Origin of the sequence: Salegentibacter maritimus, from assembly GCF_016236975.1 — a bacterium.
In the GTDB taxonomy this organism is placed as follows: domain Bacteria; phylum Bacteroidota; class Bacteroidia; order Flavobacteriales; family Flavobacteriaceae; genus Salegentibacter; species Salegentibacter maritimus.
Genome location: NZ_JAEHNY010000002.1, coordinates 84,537 through 103,275, shown reverse-complemented (window position 1 = coordinate 103,275; position 18,739 = coordinate 84,537). Strand labels below are relative to the sequence as shown.

General features: G+C 32.6%; 18 protein-coding genes and 1 pseudogene. 8 read left to right on the top strand and 11 right to left on the bottom strand.

Annotated features, from left to right (window positions below):
- Positions 1–92: 92 nt before the first annotated feature.
- From I6U50_RS02445 to I6U50_RS02430, 4 genes are read left to right on the top strand one after another with little or no spacing between them, the layout of a single operon-like run.
- Positions 93–830 carry a hypothetical protein gene (locus I6U50_RS02445; protein WP_193709537.1) on the top strand — a complete coding sequence of 246 codons (738 nt, stop codon included), beginning with the start codon at positions 93–95 and terminating at the stop codon, positions 828–830.
- Entirely contained in the window at positions 827–3,580 is a 2,754-nt protein-coding gene (locus I6U50_RS02440) for a TonB-dependent receptor domain-containing protein (RefSeq protein WP_198637726.1), read from the top strand. Before I6U50_RS02445 ends, I6U50_RS02440 begins: the two co-directional genes overlap by 4 nt.
- A gap of 14 nt (positions 3,581–3,594) precedes the next feature.
- Entirely contained in the window at positions 3,595–4,752 is a 1,158-nt protein-coding gene (locus tag I6U50_RS02435) for a DUF4249 domain-containing protein (RefSeq protein ID WP_198637725.1), read from the top strand.
- Between the two features lie 15 nt (positions 4,753–4,767).
- Positions 4,768–6,480 carry a hypothetical protein gene (locus tag I6U50_RS02430; RefSeq protein ID WP_198637724.1) on the top strand — a complete coding sequence of 571 codons (1,713 nt, stop codon included), beginning with the start codon at positions 4,768–4,770 and terminating at the stop codon, positions 6,478–6,480.
- Between the two features lie 15 nt (positions 6,481–6,495).
- On the opposite strand, the gene I6U50_RS15885 is transcribed toward I6U50_RS02430, so the two are convergent.
- The 4 genes from I6U50_RS15885 to I6U50_RS02415 all read right to left on the bottom strand — a co-directional run bounded on the left by I6U50_RS15885 (position 6,496) and on the right by I6U50_RS02415 (position 9,336).
- Positions 6,496–6,717: a hypothetical protein gene (locus I6U50_RS15885; RefSeq protein WP_232805861.1), complete on the bottom strand. Its 222-nt coding sequence runs from the start codon at positions 6,715–6,717 to the stop codon at positions 6,496–6,498.
- A 600-nt stretch (positions 6,718–7,317) separates the two neighbouring features.
- Entirely contained in the window at positions 7,318–7,788 is a 471-nt protein-coding gene (locus tag I6U50_RS02425; RefSeq protein WP_198637723.1) for a hypothetical protein, read from the bottom strand.
- A gap of 48 nt (positions 7,789–7,836) precedes the next feature.
- Positions 7,837–9,087, bottom strand: a complete 1,251-nt coding sequence (locus I6U50_RS02420) for a hypothetical protein (RefSeq protein ID WP_198637722.1) — start codon at positions 9,085–9,087, stop codon at positions 7,837–7,839.
- A 72-nt stretch (positions 9,088–9,159) separates the two neighbouring features.
- Positions 9,160–9,336, bottom strand: coding sequence for a hypothetical protein (locus I6U50_RS02415; RefSeq protein ID WP_198637721.1), 177 nt, complete (start codon positions 9,334–9,336; stop codon positions 9,160–9,162).
- Between the two features lie 158 nt (positions 9,337–9,494).
- Between I6U50_RS02415 and I6U50_RS02410 the strand changes: the two genes are divergently transcribed.
- The 3 genes from I6U50_RS02410 to I6U50_RS02400 are packed head-to-tail and all read left to right on the top strand — an operon-like array spanning position 9,495 to position 11,273.
- Positions 9,495–10,115: a sigma-70 RNA polymerase sigma factor region 4 domain-containing protein gene (locus I6U50_RS02410; RefSeq protein ID WP_198637720.1), complete on the top strand. Its 621-nt coding sequence runs from the start codon at positions 9,495–9,497 to the stop codon at positions 10,113–10,115.
- Positions 10,091–10,501 carry a hypothetical protein gene (locus I6U50_RS02405; RefSeq protein WP_198637719.1) on the top strand — a complete coding sequence of 137 codons (411 nt, stop codon included), beginning with the start codon at positions 10,091–10,093 and terminating at the stop codon, positions 10,499–10,501. The genes I6U50_RS02410 and I6U50_RS02405 overlap by 25 nt, the downstream gene beginning before the upstream one ends.
- On the top strand, positions 10,473–11,273 hold the full coding sequence (locus tag I6U50_RS02400; protein ID WP_198637718.1) for an ImmA/IrrE family metallo-endopeptidase: 801 nt from the start codon (positions 10,473–10,475) through the stop codon (positions 11,271–11,273). The genes I6U50_RS02405 and I6U50_RS02400 overlap by 29 nt, the downstream gene beginning before the upstream one ends.
- Positions 11,274–11,754: 481 nt before the next feature.
- Here I6U50_RS02400 and I6U50_RS02395 read toward each other — a convergent pair whose 3' ends face one another.
- On the bottom strand, positions 11,755–12,249 hold the full coding sequence (locus tag I6U50_RS02395; RefSeq protein ID WP_198637717.1) for a DUF4251 domain-containing protein: 495 nt from the start codon (positions 12,247–12,249) through the stop codon (positions 11,755–11,757).
- A gap of 277 nt (positions 12,250–12,526) precedes the next feature.
- On the opposite strand from I6U50_RS02395, the gene I6U50_RS02390 reads away from it, so the two are divergent.
- Entirely contained in the window at positions 12,527–12,832 is a 306-nt protein-coding gene (locus I6U50_RS02390; protein WP_193709532.1) for an HPF/RaiA family ribosome-associated protein, read from the top strand.
- 97 nt (positions 12,833–12,929) lie between these two features.
- On the opposite strand, the gene I6U50_RS02385 is transcribed toward I6U50_RS02390, so the two are convergent.
- From I6U50_RS02385 to I6U50_RS02365, 6 genes and pseudogenes are all read right to left on the bottom strand, one after another.
- Positions 12,930–14,954 (bottom strand): aconitate hydratase, encoded by a 2,025-nt coding sequence (locus I6U50_RS02385; RefSeq protein WP_198637716.1) that lies wholly within the window; start codon positions 14,952–14,954, stop codon positions 12,930–12,932.
- A 267-nt stretch (positions 14,955–15,221) separates the two neighbouring features.
- Positions 15,222–15,938: a hypothetical protein gene (locus tag I6U50_RS02380; RefSeq protein WP_198627151.1), complete on the bottom strand. Its 717-nt coding sequence runs from the start codon at positions 15,936–15,938 to the stop codon at positions 15,222–15,224.
- A 248-nt stretch (positions 15,939–16,186) separates the two neighbouring features.
- Positions 16,187–16,981, bottom strand: a complete 795-nt coding sequence (locus I6U50_RS02375) for an enoyl-ACP reductase FabI (RefSeq protein ID WP_198637715.1) — start codon at positions 16,979–16,981, stop codon at positions 16,187–16,189.
- Positions 16,975–17,179, bottom strand: a pseudogene (locus I6U50_RS16140) (3-oxoacyl-[acyl-carrier-protein] synthase III C-terminal domain-containing protein); the annotation flags it as partial. The gene I6U50_RS02375 and the pseudogene I6U50_RS16140, both read right to left, overlap by 7 nt.
- Positions 17,180–17,542: 363 nt before the next feature.
- Positions 17,543–18,241, bottom strand: a complete 699-nt coding sequence (locus I6U50_RS02370) for an OmpA family protein (protein WP_198627149.1) — start codon at positions 18,239–18,241, stop codon at positions 17,543–17,545.
- A gap of 15 nt (positions 18,242–18,256) precedes the next feature.
- The gene (locus tag I6U50_RS02365; protein WP_193709527.1) at positions 18,257–18,736 is read right to left on the bottom strand and encodes a lipocalin-like domain-containing protein; all 480 of its coding nucleotides are present in this window, start codon (positions 18,734–18,736) and stop codon (positions 18,257–18,259) included.
- Between the last annotated feature and the right edge of the window lie 3 nt (positions 18,737–18,739).

Here is an 18,739-nt window from a genome sequence, read left to right as displayed (position 1 = left end):
GAAACTAAATTATTTTTAAACTTGATTTAAATTCAGCTATAATCTAAATATTTCGCGTATCGGGATGAGATATTTTTTTATAAATTCTAATAATGCATAAAAATTACCTTTTTTTCTTCTTCTATTTTGTTTTCCTTTATTCTACTTTTTCTCAAGCATATTCGAAAGAAAAAATTTATGCCTGGCATGATCAAAATTTGGAAGTACAGAATACCAGGCTATTCCAGGGAATAGAGTATGTAGAAACCGATAGGGTAATTAATGATTTACATAAGTTTTTTGAAACAAATGAGTTTCAAAAGGGAAGCATTACTTATGGCGGTCAAACCTATTACGACATTCCCTTAAAATATAATATCTACAACGACGTATTATTGGTTAACCTCCAACAGAACTTAAAAAATTATATTTTTCAACTTATTGATAATAAAGTAGAACAGTTTAAGATCAATGAGACCCGTTTTCGATATTTAAAATCAAGTGAAAATTCAGATATAGAAGGTTTTTATGAAGTTATAAACGAAGAAGGAGCATTCAAAGTCTTCAAAAAACATCTCAAGAGCAGGATGGAAAAAAGAGACAAGCAGATAGCCTATAGTGAATTTAAATCGGTAGGCTCCAATTATATCTTTCAGTTCAAAAACAAATACTTCGAGTTGAATAATAGTAAGGATCTTTTAACTGAGCTTCAATTACATAAAAATAAGATAAAATCTTTTTACAGGAAATACAGAAGGCAAAGGCGAAATTCTCCTGATGTTTTTATGAAGAATCTGGCCAACGAAATAAACACTCTTATTTCTTCTACCACAAACCAAATTAAAGAATGAGAAAATATCTACTCCTTTTTATTTTAATGTCTTTCTTTCTTTCTAATGCACAAACAATAGATCCTGGAATATCACTTAATTTTGACAATAAGCAAATACCCGAAATTTTAATCGAGATTGAGAAGAAAACCAATTATCAATTCTTTTATGATGAAGATTGGTTTGGATTGTCTAAATTTTCTGGCGACTATGCCAACACCAAACTAACGGAGATATTAGAAGACTTATTTAAAACTACTAATATCAATTTCTTTATTAAAGGAGATCGTATTATTTTAACTCAAGGTAGCATTATTTATGATAGATTACCACAGGGCTTTTTAAATATAAAAACGAAGAAAGGCAATAATGGAGTAGAAAATAAAAATGTAGATCCTGTATTTTATAGCCAAAATCAAGAGCAAACTGATGTGGTTGAAACTATTTTAATCGGAAAAGAAAATAGACAATCTAATAAAAGCACCTACAAACTAAAAGGCAGGATTATTTCAAAAAAAGGAGAACCAATTTCTGGATTAAATATTTTGATACCTAACCAAAACAAGGGAACAATTACAGATTTTGATGGTAATTACGAGATATGGCTTTCTAAGGGAATAAATATTTTTGAAACACAAGCTCTTGGAGTAGAGAAAGTAAAAAAGCGTCTTGTAGTTTATAATGATGGAATTTTAAATCTGGAACTGGAAGAAAGTTTTGAGGAACTCGGGGAGGTGCTGGTTGAAGCCAATGCGAGAGATAATATTAGAACAGCACTTACCGGAGTAGAAAAAATTGATGTAGCGCAAATTAAGAATATTCCACTGGTTTTGGGTGAAAGAGATATTTTAAAAGTCGCTACTACCTTACCAGGTATTACTACAGCAGGAGAGGGAGCCAGTGGCTATAATGTAAGGGGTGGCAAAACAGACCAGAATCTAATACTATTAGATGAAGGAGTAATATACAACCCAACCCATTTCTTCGGGATATTTTCGGGATTAAATCCCTTTACAACAGGAGATGTAAGTATTTACAAAGGAAGTATCCCAGCAGAGTACGGAGGCCGCTTATCGTCAGTTTTTGATATAAACACTAAAGATGCAAATAAAAAGGATTTTGCCGGAGAGGTGTCTATAGGACCGGTAACAGGTAATTTAAGCCTGGAAATACCCATCGTTGAAGATAAATCCAGTTTACTAATAGGGGCAAGAGGCACTTATTCAGATTGGATTTTAAAGTTACTGGAAGAAGAGTCCCTAAAAGATAGTCAAGCTTCATTTTATGATGTAGTAGCTAAATACAATCATAAATTTGGTAATACAGATGAGCTAAATATTAGTGGGTACTACAGTAATGATGTTTTTAGTATTACTTCAGATTCCTTATTTAATTATACAAATAAAATGTTAACCCTTTCCTATCGCAAATATTTTAATGAAAAGCATCAGGGAGAAATAGTGCTAACAAATAGTAATTATGATTTTAATTTAGATTATGAAAGTGATTTTAACAACGATTTTAAATCTGGTTACAGCATCAATGAGTCTGAAGTCAAATTGAAGATGAAATATTTTCATAATAATTCTCATACCATAAATTACGGTATAAGTGGGAAATATTATAAGGTATCTCCTGGAGAAATTAAGGCTACAAGTACAGAGTCTTTAATAGAAAGTCTTAGTATTCCAGACGAGAGAGCTTTAGAAGCTGCTATTTATATAGAAGATAGCTTTGAAGTAACTGAAAAACTTTTGTTAAATGCAGGCCTTAGATATTCCTTTTATAGTGTGTTTGGTCCAGCTCAAATTACTATGTACGAAGAGAATTTACCCTTAAATAGCAATACTGCTACCGGAGTAGAAAATTATGATAAGGGAGAAATAATAGAAACCTACAATGGACCCGAGTTTAGAGTCTCTGGCCGTTATTTTATAACCCCAACATTTTCTACAAAATTAAGTTATAATAATACCTATCAATATATTCACACCCTATCTAACAATACTACAGCTGCTCCAACAGATACTTACAAGCTTTCAGATTTATATATAAAACCACAAAAAGCCAACCAATTTGGTTTGGGTTTTTTTAAAAATTTAGAGAATAATACTTATGAACTTAGCCTGGAAACTTATTATAAACAATCAGATAATATTTTAGACTATAAAATTGGTGCTAACTTGTTTTTAAATGAAAATATTGAAACTGAAGTTTTACAGGGTGAAGGTGAAGCCTATGGAGTAGAATTTTTAGTTCGAAAAAACAAAGGAAGATTAAATGGACACTTGGGGTATACCTACTCCCGGTCTTTCATAAAATTAGCAGGAAATTATCAGGAAGAAACCGTGAATAACGGGAATTTTTTCCCTAGTAATTTTGATAAGCCACACGATTTTAGTGCAATATTGAACTATAAACTCACAAAGCGCTTTAGTTTTTCAGCCAATTTCATTTACCAAACGGGAAGACCAGTTACTTATCCAATAGGAAAATATAACTTTAATAATTCAGAGTATGTATTGTATAGTGACAGAAACCAATTTAGAATACCGGATTATTACAGGTTAGATTTAAGTTTTAATGTAGAAGGAAACCATAAGATTCAAAAGTTTGCCCATAGCTTCTGGAATATTTCTGTATATAATGTTTTGGGAAGAAATAATCCTTATGCTGTATTTTTTGTCACTGACAATGGTGAAGTAAAAGCTTATCAAAGCTCAATTTTTTCTATTCCGATACCTACAATAACCTATAATTTTAGATTTTAATAGTAATGAAGTTGATGAGATATATTCTAAAGTATAAAAAGCGTTTTTTTATTGTTATCCCTTTAATGGTAATATTATCCTGTATTGAGGAAATTCCACTAGAATCTGATGGTTTTGAGGAGGCCCTAGTAATAGAAGGTACTGTAACTAATGAGGTTAAACACCATGAAATCAGGCTATCGAAGGTATTTGCTATAGATAGTACAGGTCCCAAACCATTAACGGGTGCCAATGTGAGCCTAAGCGGTAATAAAGAATATGTTTTTGAGGAAGCCGAACCTGGAGTATATATATCATTAGATAGTTTTGCAGCGCAACCGGCAATAGAGTACGAATTGAATATTCTTGTAAACAATAAAGAATATAAGTCGCAATCTATGCAACTTCCTGGAAATAGTAAGATTGGTAAATTACAAGCCAATAGAATTGATTATGGTGGTGAAAATGGAGTAGCAGTCACATTAAATAACCAAAATATTGACCAAACTGCCAATTATTACAGGTATGAATATGTAGAGACTTTTAAATTCAATTCAAATTATAAGAAAGTAAAAGATTTAATTATTGTTAATGAGGAGCCCATAGAAGTACCTAAACAAAAAGAAGAATATACTTGCTATCAAACAAATAAATCTCAGGAAATCATACTTGCAAATACCAACTCTCTTTCAGAAGACGCTGTAAATAATTTACTTATAAAATTTATAAGTTCAGATAGCCCAATCTTATCTAATAGGTACAGTATTCTTGTAAAACAATACGTAATAAGTAGAGAGGCTTATACTTATTATGAGATTTTAGAGGAATTATCGGGTTTAGAAAATGTTTTTACTCAAAGTCAGCCTGGTTTTTTTGCCGGGAATATTTCGAATATTAATAAACCAGAAGAAAAAGTAATTGGATACTTTGACATTTCATCGGTATCCACAAAAAGAGTTTACTTCAATTACGAAGATTTTTATGATGCTAATAGTATAAAGCCAAGGTTTGTATCGTTTGCGCAGTGTGAAGTCACTACGCCTAGCACTTCAACCTTAATAGCTCAATTAGAGCAAGGTATTGTAAGATGGTCTGGAGTAACACCAACGGGAGCATTTATGGTGGTACCAACCCGATGTGTGGACTGTACAGTTTTTGGATCTAATAAGAAACCAGAATTTTGGGAAGATTAATTACAAAGTAAAAGAATGTTTAAAAAGATTTTTATAGTATTTATAGCTTGCATTTGGCTTAAATCGTCTTATGCGCAAAGCGTCCTAAATGAAGAATTCTTTCAAAAAGAAATTCCTGCAGAACAGGTTTTCCTTCATCTTAATAGCAGTTTATTATTTAGTGGGGAAAAATTACTTTACAAGTTTTATGCAGTTAATGCAGAAACCCAAATGCTTAGTAGCCTAAGTAAGGTTGGATGGGTATTATTAGTAAATTCAGATAAAGAGGTAGTATTTAAGCATCAATTAAATTTGAAGCAAGGTCAATCTTATTCAGATTTTTTCATTCCTTCTGACTTGAAATCTGGAGGATACAAAATTCTGGCTTATACATCCTGGATGCTAAACGCTGAAAATAATTACTTTCAGCAGGACATTCATATTTTAAACCCTTACCAAAAGGATAATGAAGGTATTATTGTCAAAGATATTCCCGTTTCTAGTTCAGGAGAGCTTAAAAAAGAAGGAATTGCTGATTTGGGACTGAACTCGAATAAAAATTTATATTCCACCCGGGAAAAAGTTATTTTGAACTTTGAAAATAAAACAGATGTATTTGCAAATCTTTCTGTTTCGGTAAGAAGAATAGATAGTTTTAATAAACCGAAGTTACTAAGCAGCACAAATTTTAATAATTTGTATAAAGCTATAAAATGGGAAACACCTAAAGATTTAATCTTTCCCGAAATAAGAGGAGTACTTATTAAAGGAAAGGTTAGTAGCCAGGATAACTTAGAGTTTAAATCTAAAGAAATAATAATTTCCTTTCCTGGGGAGGAAAGCCAGGTAAATATCGTTTCTATAGACAGCAAGAACGAGTTTAGTTTTATAATTAATAACAATCTTAGAACTAATGAGTTATTGCTGCAATTAAAAGATTATTTTCAAAATGATTATAAAATAGAGTTATTACCGACTCCTCAACCAGATCTCTCTTTTTTAGATTTTAGTAAACCGGTGATTCAAACAGGTCTCAAAGATTATATTATAGAAAAAAGTACAAATAATCAGATTGAAAATGCCTATGCCGCTATAAAATCAGATAGAACGTTTTTCCCTGAGCCTGAAGGTTATTTTTTTAATCAGGAGCTGCTTAAGTATAATTTAGATGATTACACAAGGTTTTCAAGTATTATTGAAACTTTTGTTGAAGTTATAGAGTTTGGTAGGGTTAAGAAAAAGGCCGACGGTTCGTATAATATTATGGTAAGAAATAAAAATGCCAATGGAGAATTTACATTACCTGCCTTATTGATTGTTGATGGGGTAGTGGTTCAGGATCATGATAAATTAATTTCTTTTGAAGCTGAACGCATTAAAACTATTGGACTATTAAGGAGTAAGTATTTTTTTGGTCCAGCGGTCTATGAAGGTGTGGTAGTGGTGGAAACTAAAGAAGGTGATTTCCCTCAAGTGTTTAAAGAAGATTTTATGGAAGCAACAAATATTATTACAGCTCAAAATACTAAAAAGTATTATAATCCGAATTATGGTAATGAAGATTTAATTCGAATCCCGGATTACAGATATCAATTATTGTGGGAACCATCCTTTAATTTGGCTAAAAAAGATAAAGAAGTAAGTTTCTATACTTCAGACATGATGGGAGATTTTGAAATTATTGTAGAAGGATTTACAGGTAAAGGTAAGCCCGTATCATTAAAAAAAGTTTTTAAAGTAGCTGAATAAAAGTTGCCTTAAAGATTATTCCTCTTTGTGAGTGTAATCTTCGTAACAATCTTCAAAGGTTTTATCAGTTTTAAAACTATCAGTTAGCACCTTATAAACAGTGAAAATTAATAATGCCTGACCTGCAATAGTCAAGTAAAAAATTAAACGAAAATCGATATTAAAATATACCAATGCAGTAACAACCACTAATAAAATACTGGTGATAATTAAATATGTGATACCATTGAGCCTCATAATCAATAATTTACAAAAAACAACTCAAGTTTTATCTTAAATATTAGATAAAAAAAATGCTTTTGGTAACGCCAAATGGGTATAAGATGCTGGTGCTATTTTAAGATAGAATAGCCAGATATCAATTTGTTAGTACAATTTTAAATAGCGAATCTAAAATTCTTCACATTTTTCAAGAAAAAAGGGAATAATACTGGAATATTGCCGAGAAATTTAAATCACAAAAGACGTTTTAAAATTACTATACTGTGCTAAATTTAGCAAGGTGAACAAATTAAAATTACAATTAACAAATTGGCGTTCTTATACAAGAATTCTAATTTTCACTTATTCACAAAGATGAAAATGAGGAAATTTCCCGATTTCTTTTTCAGATTGGGCTTTTTTCTAAAAAATTATGTTGAGATTGAAAAATTGTTGCTTTTATTGGGCTATACTATAGTAGTTTTAGCCTTTTCTAAGTAATATATTATGCAACCACCTGCGCATAGCATTAAAGAATGTACATTGATTTAACCCTATAACAGTTATGATTTTTTAAAAATTGGACTGCTAATGGAAGAATAAAACAGTTATTACTTTCAAAGTTTGCCTGATAGATTAATCAATTGTCTCAATTGAAACGTCATTCGATAACTTCAATGTATTTATTTTATCATTCAGATTTATTAGTTGCGTTGATAATTTAGCTATTGTATTAGCCTTTTCGGCATTAGAATTTTCAAGTTGAATAATTCTATTATTTAATTTATTTTCAGGTAAAAGCCATTCTCTCAATACTGGTACAATTGATATAAAAGCAAAGATGAGGGCTAGATAAGTCAACTTCTTAGATGTAATGTACTGCTTATGAGCCGTCTGAGATTGTTCGACTGTAACATTTTTCAGAAAATCTAAGATTTCGTTCTGCTTTTCAATTTGCTTTTCCGTTAATTCTTCTTGTGATACAATGTCCTCGGGAGTATAATTTGGAAAACCGATTTCAGGAACTTCTATTTTAGGGAATTTTAAATTTTCAAAGTTAATTTTTTCCTTTCCGAAGAACCATGAATTTTCACCTTTTACAGCCATACTATTTTATAATTTTAAAAGTTTGTAAATATTGTAATCCATTACCATTTAGCGATCTCTATAATTACCATACAGGATAATATCAGAAATTATATACCGCAATTTATCTTTAAGATCATAATCTATATTTAATTCTTCCGCTTTATTGCACATTTCTAAAAGCTTTTGAAAATTATTTATCTCGTTATCTATTTTACGACTAAAAATGTCAGAAAGCCTTTTAATGAGTTTAAAATTACTTCTTGGGGAGTCTATTTTAGCAAGAATCTTCATCCTCAGTTCATCGGGATATTTTATTGTCCGTACTTCTTGGAGTTCTTTAATAAAGTTATCCGTTGTGTTAAGAATATTATCCAAATCCGTCAAGGAAGCAAAAACATTTTGAGGTTTTGTATTATGATTTATGATTAAAGAATTATTTTCAATGATGGAATCTTTCTTTGGAATTAGAAAAAAGCCTGTAGAATCTTTTTGTATCACGTTTATCACATTTACAAAATTTAAAGAACCTGTTCCTAAGTCATTTGTTGTTATTTTTACTGCTGTTGAAACCTTACCAAACTTGCCTGCGTCCTTCGTATGTTTCTCTGCAGCAATTATCTCTAATTTTGATTCACTGACGGCAGCACTCTTTATTTTATATTCAATACCGGGATTAGCTTTCATATTTTTATAAAGACTCAGCATACCTATCACAAAAGTAAAATCAATTCCATATTCATAATAACGAGTAGATGTTATACCCCGGAGATAGGTAACCTTCTCATTTTCTACTAAGCGGTAACTTTTCTCTTTGTTGTACCCGTCACTATTTTTTGCCATTTCTTTAAAGTATTGAACATTATAATTCGCAAGTGAAGCTTGGCCTATCTTAAAAAGATTATTTGCATATTTAGTCATAGCATATTCATCTAAAAAAGTATTTTTAGAGTCATAAAGAGCTATAGTTTTCAAGTCTTTTTTAATTTCATCGGAAAGTTTATATTCTTCAAAATTGAAAATTATATTGGTATCCGAACTTCCTGAAATTGCTTCTTCGAAAACATTTATGTCCTTCGTTTCTGCTGTTATTTTATAACGATGATAATTGGTTAGAAAATGATGAATCTTCTTATAAATCAAATCAATGAATGTTATAGAGATATATTCGTTTTTAATGTTTTCAACATCAAAAATTTCATATATTTCATTCCTATAGGGATGATCTTCAATTAGAGTACAAAGCTTCTCTATTTTAATTTTACCTGAGCTGTTATCCGCATCAAGATCTACTTGTGTTTGCTTAAATTTATCTTCCATATTTTATATTTTAAAAGTTTATAATTTTTAAAATCTATCTACAGATATGTTCTGGAGATAGATTACTGCTAATTATTTATTTTCATTACTATCATTTCTGTTGCTTCTTATGTGAGGTTTCACTTTTATCGCTTTTCCCCCAACAGTTTTGGTATGACCAGGAATCCTGTTGAATTTTCTGCCTTCTGAATCTTTTGCCATTATTAACACCTCTTTTCTTAATTGTTTTTCTAAAAAATTAATCTTCATAGGTATATGCTCATAAAATTTTATATTTTGCCATTACACTTGGAAAAATTAAAATTAGAGTTGATTACGCCCTACAGTTATATATGCTCACCACTTTTATTTTTTTTCCATGTATGAATGGATATTTTTAAACATTAATGAGCATATTCAATTGAACTATGGCTGTAGCGACTAAAAAAGAAATTTTAGAACATCTTAATTCTATCGATTTAAATGAACTTTTAGATAGAATGGAAGATTATGTTCGTGGACGATTTTACAATAAATCGGAAAAGGTTAGAGAAGGATTAGATTATTTGGACTTCTGCTACAATGTACTGACCAAGGCTTGTTCCGGCATTCGAAATTGGGATAAAGAAAAAGTAAATTTTGAAAATTTTGTTTTTGGATGTTTAAGAAGTGATCTTTATAATTTCTTCAGGAAGTTGCCTAAAAGTGAGAGTAAATTTTCAAATGAAAAATTGGAAGAAAATGATAATGAAACTTACCTAATCGAAATAGATGAGTATATTGAAATAGATGAAATGGGAGTAGAAGACCCTTCTCAGACTATCGATTTTGACCAAGTTTCTAAAGATGCTCTAGCTTCAATTCATGAGCAAGGAGGAGATGAATTAGAAATACAACTTTTTGAATGTTGGCTCGCTGGTTATTATAAGCCTCGAGAAATTGCCGAATTGTGTGGGACAGATGCAAGAACAATAAATGCGGCGGTAAAAAGGCTTTCTAGAAAAACTATTAAACTTAAAGAACAATGGATAAGCTTAAAGAAAAAATAAATAAGGGTATTACAGAAAGTTACCTTAATAGTGATATTGAAGATGTAAGGGAAAGTTTATCTAATTATGGCGTTGATTTAGATAAAAATGCGAAACGACAGAACAAATTAATAAAACAATTAAAATTCAAGCTTCGTTCATCTTTAAATGAAGAAAAATATGATTTGTTACTTAACAAAGCTACTGAGTCCTTTCAAGATGCTATAGACAAAGGCCTGGAAAAACCCGTAGCATATTTGAATTCTTTAATAAGGGAAAATAGAGTAAGAGTTCAGTATAATAAACTTGAAAAATTAAGTACTGATGAAATTAAAGAAATTATAAAAGATCAAAATCTAATTGAAATAATTGAATTACTTGAAAACGAACAATCGAGGAAAAAATAAGGCTACAGAAATTTTAGAAGAAATCGGTTTTGATGATGTAACCGAATTATCCAATCAAGAATTGGTTAATGGCTTTGGGATCATATTTATATCAGAACCTCTTGATAATGCAGATGGAAAAATTATTAGAGGAAGAACTAACACTATAATTAAAGTCAATTCCTCAATTCCATATCCAGAAAAGATACGATTTGTTATAGCCCATGAATTAGGTCATTATTTTTTACACGAAAAAATGGAAATTCATTCAGATAATGTAAAAACTCTAAATTGGTTCAAAATAGAAAATCAAGCAAAAAGGGGCTTACAAGAATTTGAAGCTAATGATTTCGCCTCCGAATTACTAATGCCGGAAAAAAGTTTTAAAGAATTTATTACTGGAAAATTTTTTTCGCCATCATTGATAAAAGAAATTTCCAATAGATTTGGTACGAGTTTGACATCAGTTATTTATCGATTAATTTCTTTAGATATTAATCCTTTGCTAGTAGTATTTATAACAGATGGTATTGTAAGATATTGGCGCAAGTCTGCTGACCTAAAGGGTTGGGTAAAAGATGTTACAAAACTTCCTCCCCCGAATGATTCTGTAGCTAAAGAATATATTGATGCTAATTATGATTTCATTTACACCGGTAATGAAAAAGCGCAAGAGATAAGTCGTTCAACCTGGTTCAAATTATACGATAACCAAAAGGATAATGTTTTTTGGGAATACTGCATACCAACTAAACAATACAAAACAATAATTAGTGTAATTTGGGAGGATTAGCTATTTATGGAATTAAAGAGGAGCTTTGAGGTTTAAATTGTTTCCACATAATATATTCCAACAATTCAATTTTTTGGAGCCATCTCAGACATACTTATCCCCATTATCATAAGATCAAAATATTTATTTAATGCGTAACGATTTCCGCTATCTTCGGAATAGAAATTCTTAATCTTTTTATATTTTTTATCCAGATCATGTAGATATAGGTTATTCAATGCATTAGAACAATCTCACCGAAAGTCCTAAAATAATCTAAAGACATATAAAAAATAGTTATCTATTGACTATTTTTGCAATGTTCTGTGATTGTAAAACGTTCCATTTTACAGCATCTCGCTTAAAATGTCCAGTTTTCAATTAAGGAAAGAGAGGGTTTTGCCGCCCTCTTTTTCTGACCCTTTATTTGCACTATAATTTATATTATGTAAAATAGACTTTTTAAACGGGACTCAATGCACTTATTGCATCTATATGTTTTTCATTTTCTATCTTTCTCTTTAATTTCCCCTATTTCGCCCTGATATGAGATAAAAGATCGATAGCTACTATTTACTTTGGTATCAACTTTTCCTTCGGGATAAATATTGATTGTAAAATTAAGGTTCTCGGTATTTTGTCTGGCCGAAAACTCAATGATTTGTGTATTCTTAGAATCTGTTCTAACTTCTAAATCATTTAGTGGTCCATTATATTTTATTCCACCTTCATCATTATAGCCGCCACCGGCAAAACGTTCACCAAAAAACGGTAGAAATAAGTTTACCGAATCTTTTTTAAACCTTATAAAATTCGGATTTCCTATAAGGTTAATTCTACCTCCGTTCATAGGATTAACCCAATCGTTTTCAATTTCAAATTCGCGACTTTCTACCAATTGTTTTGTTTTTTCAACTTTTGCAGCATCTACACTAGTACCGCAACTTTCAAAAAATATCAGTAAAATAATTAATAAATAATGTGAATATCGTTTCATTATATTTAATATCAATGTGTTAGCCTAAGTTACAAGCTTTTGCTTCAATTTTATCTTAAAAGAGTTTTAAATTATTCATTAGACTACAGAATGCTATATAGCAGCTATTTATCAATTTCTTAAGTTTAAATCTATGATAAATAATGCTTGCAAAATTAGAGTTATTGTATAAATAATTTGGTTTTAAAAGGATTCTTAAAGCTTTGCTAAGAATCACTTAATTGTTTGTATAATCGATGGATAATGGGTTTCTTGGTAGTCTAAAATATTATAATTTATGGAAGCAATATATCAGTTTGTAAAACTAGAAAAAAGTGAAAGTTTACAGGAATTCGCACAAAAGAAATTAGATAAACTAGAAGTAAAATACGATTTTATTGTGAAAGCCGAAGTTTACTTCAAAAAGCAGGAAGGTCAGGATCCTAACGGCTATATATGTAATGTGAAATTAAGTGTGCCCGGCCCACAAATTTTTGCAGAATCTAACGAAAATTCTTTTGAAGCTGCTACCGCTGAAACAGTAAGAGACCTTGATAGGCAATTGGCCAAGAAAAAAAGCCAAATGAAAACACACGCTAATTAATTAGATTTTGCAGTTCAATGTAGAACAGGCTATTTGAAAACTATTCAAATAGCCTGTTTTTTTATCTCCTGATTTTTCAATAGTTAAATAGAAATCTTCATTTGTTCGTATCAGCCTCTTCTGCGTCCAGGGCCTGCCCTTCACCAAGTTCGTTGGCTTCAATACGTTCTTTAAATTCATTAATAATCCCGCCTTTTAATAGTACTTTAATTTGCCTATCGCTCATACTATGCCTTGTTTCAAAATTTAATTTCTCACCATTGGCTTTTTTTACAATCACTTTAATATTATTTCGGTTTTTAATGTCTTCCCTAAGATTTTTAAAAACTACCTGATCGCCTTGTTCAATTTTATCATAATCTGAAATATCAATAAACTCTAAAGGCAAAATTCCAAAGTTTACTAAGTTCTGCCAGGCAATTCTGGCGTAACTATTAGCTATTACTGCCACTTGCCCTAAATATTTTGGCGCAATAGCCGCATGCTCTCTACTGGAGCCTTGTGCATAATTATCTTTTGCCACTACAATATGCCCACCATGTTCTCCTTTCGCTTTCATTGCACGATCATAGAAAGTTTCGTCAATAACTGTATACGAAAATTTGCTTATTTCAGGAAGGTTACTTCTAAAAGGCAGTACCTCTGCCCCTGCTTTTAAAATTTCATCGGTAGAAATATTATCCCCCATTTTAAGCATCACAGGAACACTATAATGATCTTGCATTGGTTCAATGTATGGTAGCGATTTAATATTTGGTCCTTTTTGAAGTTCTACCTTAGAACCATCTTCCGGTGGTGCGACCAGCATATCTTTCTTAATAATATGAAATTCGGGATATTCAAATTTAGGGTATTTCATATTGTAAAGCTTTTCCATATCCCTGGGATCGGTAATTTTTCCTGTTAGTGCTGAAGCTGCAGCTGTTTCAGGACTACACAAATGAACCTGATCGTCTTTAGTTCCCGATCTATCAGGAAAATTTCTGGGCATGGTACGTAAACTAATGGTACCCGATGCAGGAGCCTGGCCCATTCCTATACAACCCATACAACCCGATTGGTGAAAACGGGCACCGGCCTTAATCAAATTAGCAAAGGCCTTATTCTCTATCATATTCTGAATTATTTGTCGGGAAGTTGGATTAATATCAAAAGATACATCGCTACTCACCGCTTTATCTTCTACCATAGCTCCCGCAATCCAGAAATCGCGTAACCCCGGATTAGCTGATGAACCAATAACAACCTGGCTAATGGGTTTTCCTGCCACTTCACTTACAGGAACTACATTTCCCGGACTTGTAGGCAATGCTATTAATGGTACAAGTTCATCTAAAATAATTTCTTCGTGTAAATCGTATTCACAGCCCTCATCGGCTATTAGTTCTCTCCAATCGTGTTCTCTTTTTTGAGATTTCAGAAACCTTTTCGTTTCCTCATCGCTTGGAAAAACTGTAGTAGTAGCGCCCAGTTCGGCGCCCATATTGGCGATTACGTGCCTATCCATGGCACTTAAGTTCTTAAGGCCATCTCCATAATATTCTATCACTTTTCCTACTCCGCCTTTTACATCATGACGTCGTAACATTTCTAAAATCACATCTTTTGCACTCACCCAATCTGGTAAATTCCCGGTAAGTTTAACTCCCCAAACTTTGGGCATTTTTACAAAATAAGGCTGCCCTGCAATGGCTGCCGCAACATCCAGTCCGCCGGTACCAATGGCAAGCATCCCTAAAGATCCTGCTGCGGGAGTGTGACTATCTGAGCCTACCATTGTTTTTCCAGGTTTCCCAAAGCGTTCCATATGTACAGGGTGGCTTACTCCATTTCCCGGTCTGCTATACCAAAGTCCGAATTTTTGCGCGGCTGAAAGCAGGAATAAGTGGTCATCGGCGTTTTTAAAATCGGTTTGTAATAAGTTATGGTCTACATATTGCACCGCAACTTCTGTTTGTGCTTTATCCAATCCCATGGCTTCCAGTTCTAATTGCACCAATGTTCCGGTTGCATCCTGTAGTAAAGCCTGGTCTATTTTTATTCCAATTTCCTTTCCGGGAGTCATTTCACCTTTCAGTAAATGCTCCTTAATTAGTTTTTGTGTTACGTTTAATTGAGACATAGTTGGTTAATTTTTATGCTTTAAAATATTACATTTTAAAGGAATAGTTAGCCCGTTTAACAATATCTTAAATCTAAAGTTTAATAGGTGCGAACTAACTTATTTAATTATAAATGAATAGTAAATAAAAACAGCCATAACTACAGAAGGCACTCCTTCCCTATTTATGGCTGTTTTCAAAAAAAGTCGTGTGAAAAATAAGCTTTCAAATATTCTGAACTCGTGTTGCGAAATATTTTACGGATTATTTGTGAGACGACATTATTATTAATTTTTACTTAAGGCATTTAAAATATCTGTTTGTTGACCTTCTTCAATATTAAACCCGGGCTTTCCTTTTCTTGGAAATAAGTAAGCGAACTCTTCATCAAAAGCACTCCAGCTTCCAGCTAAGCCGAAATCGTCGTTGGATTTATCCATTTTTGGCCTTTTAAAAGTATTTAAATCTGAATTATAAGGAGAGCCTTCAGCATCTTCCCCCGGAAATAACATTCCGTCGTTAATTTCAGAATAAATAACCACCGATGCACCTCCATTGCCGGGAAGATCAAATACTTTTAAACCAAAATCCTTCAGAACTCCTTTTCTTTCAGTGATGTCTTTTGTTTTGAAACTGTCCTTAAAGTTGTTACGCGCATGTGCAAAAATTGGGGCACCACCGGCATCTTCAGAAATCGTTTTTAAGTCTGCATATGCATCTTTTAAAATAGCATCGCAGGTAATTAAGATTCCTTTTATTTTATAGCCATCGTTTACCAGTTTTTTTACAGCTTCTTTCGTAGACTCTTCAACCACATCAATAAGCAAAATATCCTGTCTATTAATATGTCTAATAGCATACCCCTGATTAAAAGCACCATCTTTTTCCTCTCCCTTGATAATAAAAGTATCGGGGATTAATTTTAAAAATTTACCTTTTTCACCTTTTTCAATAAATTCGGCGCTTTGGCTGTGTAACACTTCCATCTTATCAACAGTCTTCATAATCAAATCGTTTTAAATTAGTTGCTTCAAGATACAAATAAGGCAAGGCTTTTACAATGAAGAAATCTGGTTTTAGGACATATTTAACGAGACGGTAAAAGCAGAAGAATTCCCGATATGAAAAAGGTTAAATGGAATTAGCAGATTTTCACCTAAATAAGTTAGAAATAGGATTCCCTAATCATTTTTACAAGTGTTAATTGATGCCAAAAATGTTTTTAGCATGTTGTGATAATTCGCCCAGGAGTTTATTTTAAATGTTCCCCTCCATTTACAGGTAAAATAGTTCCGGTAATCCAACTAGCTTCGTCCTTGCTCAATAAATAAACAACGTTAGCAACATCTTTGGGGATTGTAAGCCTTTTAAAGGGGTTGTGCTTTAAGGCGTGAACTCGTAAGGTTTCGTTACCGGGAATCATTTGAAAAGATCGTGTAACGGTAACGCCCGCCTGAATACAATTTGCCCTAATCCCGTGAGGCGCAAATTCCAGGGCAATGCTTCTGGTGATGGCCTCCAGGGCAACTTTAGCCGCTGAAACAGCTGCATAATTAGCCCAGGCCTTTTTATTCCCCTCACTGGTAAAGGAAATAATCCTGGCATCTTTTGCAAAAAGTCCTGAGTTGAAAATAGCTTTAGTCCAATCGTAAAGGCTTATAGCCATCGCATCTATGGTAATTTGGAAGTCTAGATTTCCAAGGGTAGGCTCTTCACCTGTCATTGGTTTAAGGTTTCCCTTAGAAATACTATGCACTAAAGTTCGTACTTTACCTTCTTCACCAAGTATTTCGGAAATCTCTTTAATAAGCTCCCCTCTTTTTTCAGCATTAGTAGCATCAACATTAAAACTTTCAAATTTTACATCCTGGCCCCTAATATCTTCAAAGGCTTCTTCAATTTCGTCAATATCTGCACGTCTATCTCTATGAATAATGATAATATTCATCCCGTGATGGGCCAATTTTCGGGCAGTAGCAAAACCAAGGCCTGTACTACCTCCTAAAATAATAGCCCAATAATTAAGATCTTTAAAATCTGTTACCATTCCAATAAAATTCTTTGTGCCGAAAATCCAGGTCCAAAACTCAACAGAAAGTCCTGTTCACCTGCTTTTGGCTGTTTCTTATAAGTCACTCTAACATATACAATATTTTTGCAATGCTTATATTCCCATATTGCCGAGAATCACTTTACGGGTTTCATCTATATTCTCCCCTAAGTTACCAAAAAGATTTTCAACTGTTTACATAATTTTCTTTCCACATCAATAATGTATAAGATGATATACTCTATCATCAAGATTTAAATCAATGAGAAGAATATTCCCTGTATTGCGGGAACATTATTGGGGCAATACTTTTTAAGGCTTACATTTTTTATATTTTCTTTCTAAATAGTTGAACGGTGTCGAAATGCCCATTTCATTTTCCAGAGTATTTGATGATTGTTTTTGGTAGCTGTTGTAAAAGCTTTTAGTTATTTCTTTTTTAAACCTAATTAAATTAAAAGTTTCATTATTGATAAGCATGGTTCTTAGCTGAAAGAAAAGCATAAAAAAATCCCGGAATTTTCCGGGATTTAATAGTTATTTGGGAACTTAAAAAGCTTAATTCTGTTCAGCAGCTTTTCTTCGCGCTTCTTCTTTAAGTTCTTCGTTAGCCACAATTGCTAGCTCTACCCTGCGGTTTTTAGCACGACCTTCGGTAGTTGAATTATCATATTTTGGCTGTGATTCTCCATACCATTTTGTTTCAAACCTACCACTGCTTAGACCGTTATTCACCAGATAGTTGGTTACCGCCTGAGCTCTATTTTTTGAAAGGGTAAGGTTGTAAGATTCACTCCCTGTATTATCGGTATGTCCTTCTACCAGTATATTAGAGTCAGGATATTCTTTAAAGATATCGGCAAGTTTATTTAATGTTGCCTGCGACTTTGCATTAATATTATACTTTTCGGTATCAAAATAAACTCCACTTTTCTCATCAAAAGTAACATTTATACCTTCTCCTACACGTTCTACTTCAGCCCCTGGGATTTCCTCTTCTATTTCTTTGGCTTGTTTATCCATTCTATCACCAATAATGGCTCCGGCAGCTCCACCTACAACACCACCAATAATGGCACCTAATGCCGTATTGCCATCGCCGGTATTGTTTCCTATAACACCACCAATCACGGCACCACCGGTTGAGCCAATTACAGCTCCTTTTTGCTTATTATTTGCATTCTTAGTAGCCTCACAGCTAAATAGCAGGGTTGAAGCAAAGAGAATGGCGAACATTCTATTTATTGTCGTTTTCATAGTAAAATAATTTATTTAAAGTTTAGAAAAATTCATTCTAATCACAAAGGGAGAACCTTCTAACATTACAGACTGCTCCCACGTCATTTGGTTTTCTGAAAGTGATTTTAAATTCATACGGAACCCCTGGTTTCCAGTGGTAGATTTATAATCTTCATCCGTTGGCTTTAATAAGAAATCATAAACTCCTTCAGGTGTATTTTCTTCGTCTATAGACCAAACAAAATAACGTTGTCCCTGGCTGCAATTACTACCCTGAACGGAGTATGCCCCTCTATTATTGTTGGAAACAAAGTTCCATGTACTATTTTCAAAGCAAGAGGCATTCGCATCATTTAGTAAGGTTACATCAAACTCACCCGAACTGTTTGGGTAAGTTACGCTGGTAAGTGTCCAGTTTCCATCAAAAGTTTTTCTAGCTTCTTTCGCGGTTTTGCTAGGGCCACAAGCCACAAAAAGTGCGGCTACAAAACCAAGTATAAATAGCTTCTTCATTAT

Coding starts and splice junctions, on each gene's coding strand:
- I6U50_RS02445 (WP_193709537.1), top strand. CDS start 93: ATGCATAAAAATTACCTTTTTTTCTTCTTCTATTTTGTTTTCCTTTAT.
- I6U50_RS02440 (WP_198637726.1), top strand. CDS start 827: ATGAGAAAATATCTACTCCTTTTTATTTTAATGTCTTTCTTTCTTTCT.
- I6U50_RS02435 (WP_198637725.1), top strand. CDS start 3,595: ATGAGATATATTCTAAAGTATAAAAAGCGTTTTTTTATTGTTATCCCT.
- I6U50_RS02430 (WP_198637724.1), top strand. CDS start 4,768: ATGTTTAAAAAGATTTTTATAGTATTTATAGCTTGCATTTGGCTTAAA.
- I6U50_RS15885 (WP_232805861.1), bottom strand. CDS start 6,717: ATGAGGCTCAATGGTATCACATATTTAATTATCACCAGTATTTTATTA.
- I6U50_RS02425 (WP_198637723.1), bottom strand. CDS start 7,788: ATGGCTGTAAAAGGTGAAAATTCATGGTTCTTCGGAAAGGAAAAAATT.
- I6U50_RS02420 (WP_198637722.1), bottom strand. CDS start 9,087: ATGGAAGATAAATTTAAGCAAACACAAGTAGATCTTGATGCGGATAAC.
- I6U50_RS02415 (WP_198637721.1), bottom strand. CDS start 9,336: ATGAAGATTAATTTTTTAGAAAAACAATTAAGAAAAGAGGTGTTAATA.
- I6U50_RS02410 (WP_198637720.1), top strand. CDS start 9,495: ATGGCTGTAGCGACTAAAAAAGAAATTTTAGAACATCTTAATTCTATC.
- I6U50_RS02405 (WP_198637719.1), top strand. CDS start 10,091: ATGGATAAGCTTAAAGAAAAAATAAATAAGGGTATTACAGAAAGTTAC.
- I6U50_RS02395 (WP_198637717.1), bottom strand. CDS start 12,249: ATGAAACGATATTCACATTATTTATTAATTATTTTACTGATATTTTTT.
- I6U50_RS02390 (WP_193709532.1), top strand. CDS start 12,527: ATGGAAGCAATATATCAGTTTGTAAAACTAGAAAAAAGTGAAAGTTTA.
- I6U50_RS02385 (WP_198637716.1), bottom strand. CDS start 14,954: ATGTCTCAATTAAACGTAACACAAAAACTAATTAAGGAGCATTTACTG.
- I6U50_RS02380 (WP_198627151.1), bottom strand. CDS start 15,938: ATGAAGACTGTTGATAAGATGGAAGTGTTACACAGCCAAAGCGCCGAA.
- I6U50_RS02375 (WP_198637715.1), bottom strand. CDS start 16,981: ATGGTAACAGATTTTAAAGATCTTAATTATTGGGCTATTATTTTAGGA.
- I6U50_RS02370 (WP_198627149.1), bottom strand. CDS start 18,241: ATGAAAACGACAATAAATAGAATGTTCGCCATTCTCTTTGCTTCAACC.
- I6U50_RS02365 (WP_193709527.1), bottom strand. CDS start 18,736: ATGAAGAAGCTATTTATACTTGGTTTTGTAGCCGCACTTTTTGTGGCT.